General features: G+C 70.8%; 13 protein-coding genes and 1 rRNA gene. 11 read left to right on the top strand and 3 right to left on the bottom strand.

Annotated elements, in window-relative coordinates; all coding sequences use genetic code 11:
• Positions 1-8: 8 nt before the first annotated feature.
• The 10 genes from rrf (at position 9) to FHS34_RS12500 (ending at position 8122) form a co-directional block, all read left to right on the top strand.
• A 5S ribosomal RNA gene (gene rrf, locus FHS34_RS12455) occupies positions 9-125 on the top strand.
• Between the two features lie 60 nt (positions 126-185).
• Entirely contained in the window at positions 186-830 is a 645-nt protein-coding gene (locus tag FHS34_RS12460) for an HAD family hydrolase (protein ID WP_184964369.1), read from the top strand.
• Between the two features lie 92 nt (positions 831-922).
• Complete coding sequence (locus FHS34_RS12465; RefSeq protein WP_184964370.1) at positions 923-1636, top strand: VC0807 family protein; 714 nt, start codon at positions 923-925, stop codon at positions 1634-1636.
• Between the two features lie 115 nt (positions 1637-1751).
• A complete protein-coding gene (locus tag FHS34_RS12470) occupies positions 1752-2969 on the top strand; it encodes an MFS transporter (protein ID WP_184964372.1) in 1218 nt (405 codons plus the stop codon).
• Positions 2920-4092 (top strand): acetoin utilization protein AcuC, encoded by a 1173-nt coding sequence (locus FHS34_RS12475; RefSeq protein ID WP_184964374.1) that lies wholly within the window; start codon positions 2920-2922, stop codon positions 4090-4092. The genes FHS34_RS12470 and FHS34_RS12475 overlap by 50 nt, the downstream gene beginning before the upstream one ends.
• 253 nt (positions 4093-4345) lie before the next feature.
• On the top strand, positions 4346-5161 hold the full coding sequence (locus tag FHS34_RS12480; RefSeq protein WP_184964376.1) for a phosphatase: 816 nt from the start codon (positions 4346-4348) through the stop codon (positions 5159-5161).
• Between the two features lie 129 nt (positions 5162-5290).
• A complete protein-coding gene (locus FHS34_RS12485) occupies positions 5291-5503 on the top strand; it encodes a helix-turn-helix domain-containing protein (RefSeq protein ID WP_121791081.1) in 213 nt (70 codons plus the stop codon).
• A 136-nt stretch (positions 5504-5639) separates the two neighbouring features.
• Positions 5640-5738 carry a 30S ribosomal protein bS22 gene (locus tag FHS34_RS12490; RefSeq protein ID WP_003948845.1) on the top strand — a complete coding sequence of 33 codons (99 nt, stop codon included), beginning with the start codon at positions 5640-5642 and terminating at the stop codon, positions 5736-5738.
• 240 nt (positions 5739-5978) lie between these two features.
• Positions 5979-7040 carry an NAD-dependent epimerase/dehydratase family protein gene (locus FHS34_RS12495; RefSeq protein ID WP_184964378.1) on the top strand — a complete coding sequence of 354 codons (1062 nt, stop codon included), beginning with the start codon at positions 5979-5981 and terminating at the stop codon, positions 7038-7040.
• A gap of 14 nt (positions 7041-7054) precedes the next feature.
• Complete coding sequence (locus FHS34_RS12500) at positions 7055-8122, top strand: lysophospholipid acyltransferase family protein (RefSeq protein ID WP_184964380.1); 1068 nt, start codon at positions 7055-7057, stop codon at positions 8120-8122.
• Between the two features lie 129 nt (positions 8123-8251).
• On the opposite strand, the gene FHS34_RS12505 is transcribed toward FHS34_RS12500, so the two are convergent.
• The 3 genes from FHS34_RS12505 to FHS34_RS12515 form a co-directional block, all read right to left on the bottom strand.
• Entirely contained in the window at positions 8252-9487 is a 1236-nt protein-coding gene (locus tag FHS34_RS12505) for a DUF5667 domain-containing protein (protein ID WP_184964382.1), read from the bottom strand.
• Between the two features lie 273 nt (positions 9488-9760).
• Positions 9761-10540 (bottom strand): ECF subfamily RNA polymerase sigma factor, BldN family, encoded by a 780-nt coding sequence (locus FHS34_RS12510; RefSeq protein ID WP_184964384.1) that lies wholly within the window; start codon positions 10538-10540, stop codon positions 9761-9763.
• A gap of 387 nt (positions 10541-10927) precedes the next feature.
• Entirely contained in the window at positions 10928-11848 is a 921-nt protein-coding gene (locus tag FHS34_RS12515) for an HAD family hydrolase (protein ID WP_184964386.1), read from the bottom strand.
• A gap of 126 nt (positions 11849-11974) precedes the next feature.
• Here FHS34_RS12515 and FHS34_RS12520 point away from each other — a divergent pair, with 126 nt between their 5' ends.
• The gene (locus FHS34_RS12520) at positions 11975-12247 is read left to right on the top strand and encodes a glutaredoxin family protein (protein ID WP_184964388.1); all 273 of its coding nucleotides are present in this window, start codon (positions 11975-11977) and stop codon (positions 12245-12247) included.
• The last annotated feature ends 44 nt before the right edge of the window (positions 12248-12291 follow it).

A 12291-nucleotide genomic window follows, 5' to 3' on the forward strand; every position in this document is an offset into this window, starting at 1 on the left:
CATAGTGTTTCGGTGGTCATAGCGTGAGGGAAACGCCCGGTTACATTCCGAACCCGGAAGCTAAGCCTCACAGCGCCGATGGTACTGCAGGGGGGGCCCTGTGGGAGAGTAGGACGCCGCCGAACAATCTTTGAGAAAACCCCCGCACCTCAGGTGCGGGGGTTTTCTGCGTTTAGGGTGTGTCCATGCGCTATGACCTCGTCATCTTCGACAACGACGGCGTCCTCGTGGACAGTGAGCCCATATCGAACCGGCTCCTGGCCGCCTATCTGACCGAGCTGGGACACCCGACGTCGTACGAGGACTCCATCCGCGACTACATGGGCTCCGCCATGCACCGGATCCACGACCTGATCCTGGAGCGGACCGGACAACGGCTGCCCGAGGACTTCGACGACGTCTTCCACGCGCGCGTCTTCGCCGCGTTCGAGCGGGAGTTGCGGCCCGTGACCGGCGTGACCGGCGTACTGGAGAAGCTGGCCGCCGACGGGCTGCCGTACTGCGTGGCCTCCTCCGGAAGCCACGCCCGGATCCGGGTGGGGCACCGGACGACCGGGCTCGACCGCTGGTTCGCCGAGGAGCGCATCTTCAGCTCGGAGGACGTCGGCCGGGGGAAGCCGGCCCCGGATCTGTTCCTGCACGCCGCCGAACGGATGGGGGTGGCCCCCGAGCGGTGCGTGGTAGTGGAGGACTCCCCGCTGGGCGTACAGGCGGCCGTGGCGGCCGGCATGGACGTGTACGGATTCACCGCGATGACACCGGCGGCCAGGCTCGCGGGTGCCGGCGAACTCTTCTCCGACATGGGCGAGTTGGCCGACCTGCTGATATGACCCGAGGCCCCGGACCGGCCTGACATTTGTCATGCGGAGCTCCGGACGATCGCTTCTACTGCCGGACCCCCTGCGACCGCGAAGCTGGGGGCATGACGACGAACACGGGGTCCCAGGTCCGCAAGCCGAACATGCTGGACACCTTCAAGCCGCTGCTCATCGATGGGGCGGTGCCGCTCGGCTCGTACTACGTCTTCAAGGACGCCCTCGGCATGAGCACCTTCGCGGCGCTCGCCTGGAGCAGCGTGGTGCCCGCGGTGCGCACCGTGTGGAGTCTGGTCACGGAGCGGAAGACCAACGGGCTGGCCGGGCTCATCCTCGTCGTGAACGTCATCTCGCTGCTGCTGAGCCTGGTCTCGGGCGACCCGCGGCTGATGCTGGCCAAGGACAGCGGGGTCAGCAGCACGGTGGCCATCGGCATCCTGGTGTCCGTCTGGCTCGGCAAGCCGATGATGACCGCCGGCATGAAGCCCTTCCTCATCAAGGGCGACGCGGCCAAGGAAGCCGCCTGGCAGCGGCTGGCGTCCGGAGCGGCGGCCGGCTCCGCGGCCTTCCGGCGCAAGGAGAACGCGTTCTCGCTCGTCTGGGGCGTGGTGCTGTTCGCCGAGTGCGTCGCCCGGTTCGTGGGCGCCTACACCATCCCGGTGGACACCATGGTGTGGCTCGGCAGTGTCTTCATGGTCGGCGCCATGGTGATCGGCTTCGTGGTCAGCGGTGGGCTGGCGGTCGAGCCGATGGAGCGGATGCTGAAGGCCGAGGTGGAGGCCGGCCGGGTCGACCAGCAGGCCGTGGCCGTCGCCGCCTGACCGAGGATCCCGCCGGGTGAAGCGGATCCCGCCGGATACCGCCAGGCAAAGCTGAGGGAAATTCATCTTTGGCTGGATCTACCCACAGGTAGCCCGGGGCCCTACTCTCGCCGCCATGACTGATGTGCTGCGGCGCGGTAGGGCCTCGCTGGCGTTCGGCTTCTTCGCCCAGGGCGTCGCCTTCGCTCTGCTGGTGACCCGTATCCCGGCCATCCAGGACCGGTACGGCGTCTCCGACGCGTTGCTGCCGGCCTTCCTGGCCGCGGTGCCGATCCTCGCCGGCGTCGGCAGCGTGACCACCGAGCAGTTGGTGAAGCGGGTGCGGCCCAGCCGGCTGCTGCGCTGGTCCCAGCCGGTGGTGCTGCTGGGGCTGCTCGGGGTCGGGGCGGGCGGACACGGGCAGGTGGCCGCGCTGGCGGTGGCGCTGGGCGTCTTCGGCCTGGCGGTGGGGGCGCTGGACGCGTCCATGAACATGCTCGGCGTCAGCCTTCAGCGCTCGTACGGGCGGAGCATCATGCTCAGCTTCCACGCCGTCTACAGCCTGGGCGGGATCCTGGGGGCCTCGCTGGCCTGGGCCGGGGCGCACTGGCACCTCGCGCTGTGGGTGTCGTACCTGCCGGTGGTGGCCGTGCTGCTGCCGGCGACGCTGGTGGGGAGCCGGTGGTACGTCGACGGGGAGCCGGGGCCCGTGGCGGAGGGCCAGGCGCACGGCGGGGGCGTGGTCTTCAAGCTGCTGCTGCCGCTGTGCCTGGTGATGACCTTCGCCTACATCGGGGACTCGACGGTCTCCAACTGGAGCGCGAAGTATCTGAAGGACGTGCTGGGCAGCTCGGAGCAGCTGGCGACCGTGCCGTACAACGTCTACATGGTGACCACGCTGGTCGGGCGGACCATCGGGGACCTCGGGGTGCGGAGGTTCGGGGCGGCGGCGGTCGTACGGCTGGGGGCGCTGGTGGCGGCCGGCGGGTTCGCGGTGGTGGCCGTGGCGCCCGGGGCGTGGGTCGGGATGCTCGGGTTCACCCTGCTGGGGCTGGGGCTGTGTGTGCTGGTGCCGCAGACCTTCGCGGCGGCGGGGCGGCTGTTCCCGGGGGCCTCCGACGCGGCGATCGCGCGGCTGAACATCTTCAACTACGTGGGCTTCCTGATCGGCTCGCCGTTGGTGGGTGCGCTGGGGGATGCCTGGAGCTATCGGGGGGCCATGCTCGTGCCGATGGTGTTGGTGCTGGTGACACTGGGGTACGCCAGGTCGTTCGCGGCTCAACCGGACCGATACGGTGGCGGGCATGAGCGGCCGCGCACAGCTGATGTGGGACGAGGCAGTAACGGGCTATGACTTCGGTCCGAACCATCCGATGGATCCGGTCCGGCTGGACCTGACCCGTCGGCTGGTGGGCGCCTTCGGGCTCGACCGGGAGCTGGAGGTCGTCGCGGCGAAGCCGGCCGGCGAGTCGACGCTCCGGCTCGTCCACCGGGAGGACTACATCGACGCCGTGAAGGTCGCGTCGGCGGATCCGGCGGGGGCTCGCGGGGAGTACGGGCTCGGCACGATCGACGACCCCGCGTTCGCGGGCATGCATGAGGTGTCCGCGCTGATCGCGGGGCAGTCGGTGGGGGCGGCCGAGGCGGTGTGGCGCGGGGACGCCGAGCACGCCGTGAACTTCGCGGGCGGGCTGCACCACGCGATGCCGGGCGGGGCGTCGGGCTTCTGCATCTACAACGACGCCGCGCTCGCGATCGCGCGGCTGCTGGAGCTGGGGGCCGAGCGGGTCGCCTACGTGGACGTCGACGTGCACCACGGGGACGGGGTGCAGGCGGCGTTCTGGGAGGACCCGCGGGTGCTGACGATCTCGCTGCACGAGCATCCCAGTACGTTGTTCCCGCAGACCGGGTGGCCGCAGGAGACCGGGGCGGGCGCGGGGGAGGGCTCCGCGGTGAACGTGGCGCTGCCGGCCGGGACGGGGGACGCGGGGTGGGTACGGGCGTTCCACGCCATGGTGCCGGAGCTGCTCGCCGACTTCCGGCCGCAGGTGCTCGTGTCCCAGCACGGAGCCGACACGCACTTCGAGGACCCGCTCGCGCACCTGGCCGTCTCGCTGGACGCGCAGCGGGCGGTGCAGGTGGCGTGTCACGAGCTGGCGCACGAGTACGCGGGCGGGAAGTGGGTCGCGCTGGGCGGGGGCGGGTATGCGGTGGTGGACGTCGTACCGCGGTCCTGGACGCATCTGGTGGGGATCGTGGCGGGGAAGCCGGTGGCTCCGGAAGCGGTGATTCCGGAGGAGTGGCGACAGCAGGTGTTCGCTCGGACGCGGCAGTTGGGGCCGCAGCGGATGACGGACGGGCGGTGGCCGGTGGCGTACGGGGAGTGGGAGGCCGGGTACGACCCCGCGGACCGGATCGACCAGGCGGTGCTGGCCAGTCGGCGGGCCGTGTTCCCGCTGCGCGGGCTGCTGCCGTAGCGGGGCCGCCGCCTCGGCTCGGCCCGCTGTCGCCGGCGTGGGGGGATTCGCTTGCCCGCGCCTGCGGGGTGCCGCCGCGCCCACCCGTGCCGCCCCAGCGGCACGACTGCCCGCGGCTACGGAGGTCTCCGCCAGGCCGGCCGTGCGTCAGTGGTGTGACTCTTGGGTCTGCATGGGTGTTCATTAGGCCAACCGTGCGGTGTTGCCCTGTTTTCGTCTCGTCCCGTGCCTCCCATGGGCCACCATCGCATCCGTGTTGACCCCCGATCGTCTCCGCGCGCATCTGGTGGCCGTACGGCTGGCCGGAGTGGTGGCGACCACGCGGGAGGAGAGTCTGCGGAGCTATCGGCTGTTCGCCGCCCGGGATCCGCGCGCGCTCATTGGCATCGATCCGGAAGGTGCCTGGGGACCGCGGGAACTGCTGGGGCTGATGGCGCAGAGGTGCGGGGTTTCGGCCGATCCCCGGTACACATCGGGGCCGGATGCGATCGATCCGGAGCGGACGCTGGCGGCGCTGGACGCCTTCGCCGGGCGGATCGGGGAGGCGGCCCGGCGCGGCGCGCCCGTGCTGTTCGGCACCGGGCACCCGCAGCGGCTGCTCGGCTTCTACGCCGGGTTGGCGGACGCGCTGTCGGCGGCGGGATGTGAGGTACTCACCCCGGCGCAGGGTCGCTGTGTCGACATATTGACCCGGTTCGGTCTACGTACCCATCGCCTCGACTACGTACGAGGGGTTGCCCTGGTGCGGGAACCGGCGAGCGAGCGCCCTGGTTGTGAGCCGGGTGCCCACAGCCACTCGCCGCTGCCGGTTCGGGTCGCGCTGGACGCCGCCGCGGCGGCCGGCGGGCCGCTGCCCGAGCTGGTCGTCGGTGATCACGGTTGGGTCTGCGGTGCTGGTCAGCTGGGGTTCGAGGCCATCGGTCTGGCCGACACCGACGATCCCGCGCTGTTCGTGGGTGAGGCCGAGGGGCGGGTGTCCGTCGTCGTTCCGGTTGATGACGCAGTGCGGTCTAGTTACTACCTGCCGTTGATCCGCTACGTACTCAATCGAGCGTGTCTGTCACAGTAGGCCGCCGATGGGTGCACCTCTTCCCCACTCGCATCACCCGCCCCTAGTCTGGGGAGTGAGCACGCAACGACGAAGAGTCACCGGAAGGGGAAGCCGGTGGCCGTCGAGTGCGGAAGGTTCAGGTGTGTCATGGCTGCAGCTGGCGAGAGGCCTCTGAACGAGGTTCAGTTCCTTACCGTGGCGGAGGTCGCCTCGGTGATGCGAGTGTCGAAGATGACCGTGTACCGCCTGGTGCACAGCGGTCATCTGCCCGCGATCCGGGTGGGACGGTCGTTCCGCGTCCCGGAACAAGCGGTACACGAGTACCTCCGCGACAGCTATGTGGGGGTGGAGACGGCCTGACAGTGGCCCCCGGGTGACCCGGGGGCGCCCCCTCGATTACGACCTCAGCGCTCGGTTGGGTAGGCTAGCCCCTCGTAGGTCGTGTGGGCCCATGGCGCCCAAACAACCGAGACATGAGAAGTGAGCGAGGGTAGTCGTGGGCTCTGTTATCAAGAAGCGGCGCAAGCGGATGGCCAAGAAGAAGCACCGCAAGCTGCTCAAGCGCACGCGCGTTCAGCGCCGCAACAAGAAGTAATTCGGTCCCCGCGTCAGCGGGGTACCGGAGCGAGCGGCGCCGCGAAAGCGTGGCCCTGTGGCCCCCCACCGACACTGGTGGGGGGCCACAGGCATATTCCGGCGAAGTCCGGCATGTTCCGATGGGGGAAATTCCGTCACCTCGTGCATCGAGGGTCATCACAGCGCAACATCGACCGGCTAGGTTGGCCGCAGACGGGGAACGCGGGATACCGGTTACGCGGGAAGGAAGGCGCTGATCTTGGGAAAGGTCGTGCTCGTCACCGGAGTGGCCCGGCAGCTGGGCGGCCGGTTCGTGCGGCGGATCCAGCGGGACCCGGAGGTCGACCGTGTGATCGCCGTGGACGCGGTGCCGCCGGGGCACCATCTGGGCGGAGCCGACTTCATCCAGGCCGACATCCGGCAGCCGACGATCGCCCGGGTCCTCGCCGAGACGGGCGCCGACACGGTCGTCCACATGGATGTGACGGGCACGGCGCTGGGCGGCGGCAGCCGGGCCACGGTCAAGGAGACCAACGTCATCGGCACCATGCAGTTGCTCGGCGCCTGCCAGAAGTCGCCGGCGGTGCGACGGCTGGTGGTGAAGTCCAGTACGAACGTCTACGGCTCCGCGCCGCGTGATCCGGCCGTCTTCACCGAGACGACCCCGCCCAAGTCGCTGCCCAGCGGCGGCTTCGCGAAGGACGCGGTCGAGGTCGAGGGGTATGTGCGCGGGTTCGCACGGCGGCGGCCGGACGTCGCCGTGTGCGTGCTGCGCTTCGCCAACATCCTCGGGCCGGCCGCGGACACCCCGCTCGCCTCGTATTTCGCGCTGCCCGTCCTGCCGACCGTGTTCGGCTACGACCCGCGGCTGCAGTTCGTGCACGAGGACGATGTGATCGAGGTGCTGCGGATTGCCTCGCACGAGCCGCGCCGGGGCACCCTCAACAGCGGCACGTTCAACATCGCCGGGGACGGCGTGCTGCCGCTCTCGCAGTGCTCCCGGCGGCTCGGAAGGCCCACCGTGCCGCTGCTGCTGCCCGCGGTCACCTGGGCCGGGTCCCTGGTCCGCACGCTCGGTATGACGGACTTCTCGCCGGAGCAGATCCGGCTGCTCACCCACGGGCGTGTGGTGGACACCGTCCAGATGCGCGAGACGCTGGGCTTCACGCCCCGGTACACGACGGCCGAGACCTTCGCGGACTTCGCGCGCGGCCAGGCCCCCGGTCTGCTGCCGCCGGAGGCCCTCGCGGGGGCCGTGGACCGGATCGCCGGGCTCACCGCGAGGGCAGGCGGCCACCCCCAGACGCACAGCGCCAATTGAGGAGAGCGGCAACGATGGCGGACGCCAAGGTCATTCCGTTCGACGACGACCGGTCCCGCGGGAGCGCCGGACAGCGCCAGGCGCGGCGCCGCGGCGGGGGGAGCCGGCGAGGTGCGCTCGGGGAGCCGGGCGAGATCGGTGCGGTCCAGCCCCTGCCGGGCCGGGAGCGGGCGCAGGAGGATGAGCCTGTGAGCCGCGAGGAGGAGCAGCCGGTGCGGCCGCCGGAGGCCGACGGGCGGGACGGCGGCCTGGAGCGGCGGGTGGCGGCCGGGCTGGCCTTCCTGCGGCGCCGGCTCACCGGGGAGTACGAGGTCGACGACTTCGGTTACGACGAGGAGCTGACCGACCAGGTCCTGATGTCGCTGCTGCGGCCGGTGTGCGACAAGTACTTCCGGGTCGAGGTGAAGGGCATCGAGAACATCCCGGCCGAGGGCGGGGCGCTGATCGTCGCCAACCACTCCGGGACGCTGCCGCTGGACGGCCTGATGATGCAGGTGGCGGTGCACGACCACCACCCGGCCGATCGCCATCTGCGGCTGCTCGCCGCCGACCTGGTCTTCGTGCTGCCGGTGGTGAACGAGCTGGCCCGCAAGCTGGGGCACACGCTGGCCTGTGCGGAGGACGCGGAACGGCTGCTGGCCCAGGGCGAGCTGGTCGGGGTGATGCCGGAGGGCTTCAAGGGCATCGGGAAACCTTTCAGCGAGCGCTACAAGCTCCAGCGGTTCGGCCGTGGGGGGTTCGTCTCGACCGCGCTGCGTCAGGGCGCGCCGATCATCCCGTGCTCGATCGTCGGGGCCGAGGAGATCTACCCGATGATCGGCAACGCGAAGACGCTGGCCCGGCTGCTGGGCTTCCCGTACTTCCCGTTGACGCCGACCTTCCCGTGGCTGGGACCGCTGGGCGCGATCCCGCTGCCGACGAAGTGGACGATCCAGTTCGGTGAGCCGATCCCGACGGACGGCTATCCGCCGGAGGCGGCGGAGGACCCGATGCTGATGTTCAACCTGACCGACCAGGTCCGGGAACAGATCCAGCACACGCTGTACAAGCTGCTGGTGCAGCGGAGGTCGGTGTTCTTCTGAGCCGGGCCCTTCCGGGCCGGGCTGTTCCGCATCGGGCTACTCGCGTTATTCGGGTCGGGCTTTTCGGCGTACGGCGGTGGGGCGCCCCTGCTCGGAAAGGGGCGCCCCACCGCCGTGGCCGTGTCCGGGTTAGTCCGCGTCCTCGCTGTCGATGCCCAGGCCGGGGAGCAGGTCGGGCAGGAGCGGCGGGATGGTGACGTCCGGCTGGCCCGTCGGCGACTTGCCGGCGGACGGGGAGCTGTCGTCGGTGCCGGTCTTCGGCGGTTCGAGCAGGCCGCCCGTGTCGCCGCCGATGAGGCCCTCGCCGCTGGTGCCGGTGGCCGAGCCGCTCGGTGTGCCGGTGCCGGTGTGCTGGCCGGCGGACGGGGTGCTGCCGGCGGAGCTGGGAGCCGTCGACCGGTGACTGCTCGAGGCGCCGGTGGACGGCGAGGCGGACCCGCCCTGGCGGCTGCCGGTGCCGGACTGGGCCGGTGGCTGCGGGAGCAGGGACTGCAGCGGGGCGACCTCTTGGTCTATGGCGTCGAAGACCGAGGACACCTGCTGTTTCACGTCGCCCAGCTGTACGGGCAGTCTGTCGCTGAGCGCGCTCCACACCTCCCGGTGGGATCTCGAGAAGCTGGACAGCGCCTGGATGGGGCCGAGGGAGTCCGGGTCGGCCGCATAGGCCGCGTGGAGCAGCCGGTGGCCCTCGGCGACGTCGCGCTGCATCCCGGACAGGGTGCGGCGGATCTCGCCGATGGACTCGTGGTCCAGGTGGCCGCCCCGGCCGCGCTCCAGCAGTCGGCGGGCCTCGCTGAGCCGGGTGGAGGCCTGGTCCAGGTAGGTCTGGCCGCGCTGGTCGTCGCCGTCGGCCAGGTAGTTGAGCTTGAAGTCCTCGATGCCGCGCTTCAGGCCGTAGAGCGAGTCGCCGGGCAGCGCGTCGGAGCTGGCGGCGGCGACCCCGCCGAAGGCTCCGGCGGCCACGCCCACGCTGAGCCCGCCGGCCGCGAGCCCCTTGGTCAGCCTGGTGCGCGGGCGGAACTTGCCCAGTGGGCTCGCCCGGTGCGCGCCCCGGTTCCGGTGCGAACGCGGTTCCGGTACCGACGCTTCCGCCGCCCCCGTGCCCTCCTGGAGCATGGCCTCCATCGCGGCCACCAGCTGGGCCCGCTGGACGACCTTGACCTCCGGGTCGAGCTGCGGCTTGGGCAGGGCGCCGAGACCCGCCGCCAGGGCCAACAGCTCGCCCGGCGAGGTCTGTTCCTCGGCGGGCGGCGGTGGTCCCGCCGGTGCTGCGGACTGCTCGGCCGCCGTGTCCCGGTCGGACTGCTCATCCAGGGCCTGGGCGAAGGCGTTCGCCCGCCGGTGTGCCGATACGTTCGCGATCACTGGCGGCACCTCCTCTCGTCATGACGGTCGACTCCCCAGGGGGTCCTGAGGGTGCACGCCCACGACCACTTCCCCACGATCGAGTGATCGGGGTCGGCCGGGACGTGACCACAGGGAGCCTGTATCCCGCACAACGACTGGCGCGGCACTTGGGTTACGGATGGCGGATGGTCGGATCAGAAAGACAACGGACTCTCACGGAGCGTGAGTTGGGCGTCGCCCACCGTTGCCCGCCCGGCGTGCCCCGCGTCGCCCGGCCCGCCGGCGCCTCGTTCAGCGGGCGTCGTCCGGCAGCAGTCGGGCGAGCGTGCGTACGGCTCGGTACTGGAGGGTCTTGATGGCGCCCTCGTTCTTGCCCATGACCCGGGCGGTCTCGGCGACCGAGAGGCCCTGCAGGAAGCGGAGCGTCACGCACTCCTGCTGCTGCGGGTTGAGCCGCCGTACGGCGTCGAGCAGGGCGGCGTTCGACAGGGACTCCAGGACGGAGTCCTCCGGGGAGCGCTCGACCTCGTTGGCGTCGAGCATCTCGCCGGTGGTGACCTCCAGCCGGAAGCGGCTGGACTTGAAGTGGTCGGCGACCAGGTTCCGGGCGATGGTGACCAGCCAGGCCCCGAAGTCGCGGCCCTGCCAGGTGAAGGTGCCGATCCTTCTGAGGGCCCGCAGAAAGGTCTCGCTGGTGAGGTCCTCGGCGGTGGCCCGGCCGCCCACGCGGTAGTAGATGTACCGGTAGACGGTGTCGCTGTACTGGTCGTAGAGCCGCCCGAAGGCCTCGGCCTCCCCCGCCTGGGCGCGTTCGACGAGGTCCATCATCCGGGCGCTGTCGCTGTCGGCGGCCGGGCGGCGGGCGGTGGCCGCGCCGGTGGCGCGTCCACGTCTGCCGACGGCGGCGCTGCCGTCGGCCAGTGCGTAGCACGGGCCGACGGGCGCGACGGCGGCGAAGGCGGGGACGGCGTACGCGGTGGGGACGAGGCCGCGCAGCGTCTCTTTGACCGTTGCGACTGTTGCGCGCAGCGTAGCCAGGCCCGAGGCGTCAACCCCGACGTGTGGGTACACGGGACTCCCAGAGGCAGAGCTTCCATCACGTGCAGTGCGGGACCGTTCACCCCTCGTGGCGACGGGTGGGTACCGGTTTGCGTCTGAGGAGAATAACGCTTCGTGCAGGCTCTGCTACACCGAGTTGCTCAAATCATCGATTGCGTCGCATCTGTAACCGTTTAATGGCGGATTGCGTTTCGCAGGATGATCGTTGAGTGACCGGAAAAGGGCGAGTTTCGGTGAAGTGGGGGGCGTGTTGAAGAACGTGATGTACACGCATCCGCTCAAAGGGCACGCCGACGGCGCCCCGAGGAGCGCGGTGAACTGCGCGGGAAGCCCGCAGGGGCCCGCGGCCGGCCGTGGTCCGTGCCGCCGCGGTGCTGATCCGTGTCAGCCGACCCGGTGTTATCGGCGCCGTCGGCTCAAGGCGATCGCGGCCGCGGTGCCGCCGGCGACCGCGCCCACCCCGGCCGCCGCCGGGATGCCGACCTTGGCGGCCTTGCGGCCCGTGCGGTAGTCCCGCAGGCGCCAGTCCTTCTCGCGGGCGTGCCGGCGGAGCTTGGCGTCCGGGTTGATGGCGTAGGGGTGGCCGACCAGGGACAGCATCGGGATGTCGTTGTGGCTGTCGCTGTAGGCGGCGCAGCGGGAGAGGTCCAGCCCCTCGGCCGCGGCCAGGGCGCGGACCGCCTCCGCCTTGGCGGGCCCGTGCAGCGGCTCGCCGACCAGCTTGCCGGTGTAGACGCCGTCGACCGACTCGGCCACCGTGCCGAGGGCGCCGGTCAGGCCCAGGCGGCGGGCGATGACCTGGGCGATCTCGACGGGGGCCGCGGTGACCAGCCAGACCTTCTGGCCCGCGTCCAGGTGCGCCTGGGCGAGCGCGCGGGTGCCGGGCCAGATGCGGTCGGCCATGTACTCGTCGTAGATCTCCTCGCCGATGGACTCCAGCTCGGCGACCCGGTGGCCCTTGACGATCGACAGCGCCGAGTCGCGGGCGTCCTGCATGTGCTCGGGGTCCTCCACGCCGGCCAGCCGGAACCACGCCTGCTGCCAGGCGAACCGGGCGAGGTCGCGGGTCTCGAAGAACTTCCGCTTGTACAGGCCCCGGCCGAAGTGGAACAGCGCGGCGCCCTGCATCACCGTGTTGTCGAGGTCGAAGAAGGCGGCGGCCCGGTCGTCGCCGATCACCGGGAACTCCGGCTCCTCCGGCGTGGTGGGCGGGGCCTCCTGCGAGGACTTGCGGGCGGCCTCCGCCGAGGCCTCGCCTGCCAACACGCTCCGCGCCGTGGCGGAGCGCCTACGGGGAGTGAGCCATCCGAGAGCGGCCATGACGCGAGCATAGCCAGTCTGTTCGGTGGTTCCGGAGTCGAGAGGTTGGCAAGGTGTGAACTCTGCACGACACCGCCGTTAAAGAAGCGATCCGGAATGGGTGCGGAGCGCGCGAGAATGGCCCGTATGAGTCCCCTCTTCCGACGCAGGGCCGAGCCGCGCGAGCGGCTGGTCACGCTGATCCGCAAGCCCGGCTGTCATCTGTGCGACGACGCGCAGCTGGTGATCGAGAAGGTGTGCGGCGACCTCGGTGTGCCGTGGGAGCCGAAGGACATCACCGAGGACCAGGACCTGCACGACCGCTACTGGGAGCAGATCCCGGTCGTACTCGTCGACGGAGAACAGCACACCTTCTGGCGCGTGAACGAGGAACGGCTGCGCCGGGCACTGACCGACTAGTCCAAACCGGCCGGAAAGTCGCTTAGGATCGACGGCGTTCTGGT

This window comes from Streptomyces echinatus (assembly GCF_014203595.1).
In the GTDB taxonomy this organism is placed as follows: Bacteria; Actinomycetota; Actinomycetes; order Streptomycetales; family Streptomycetaceae; genus Streptomyces; species Streptomyces echinatus.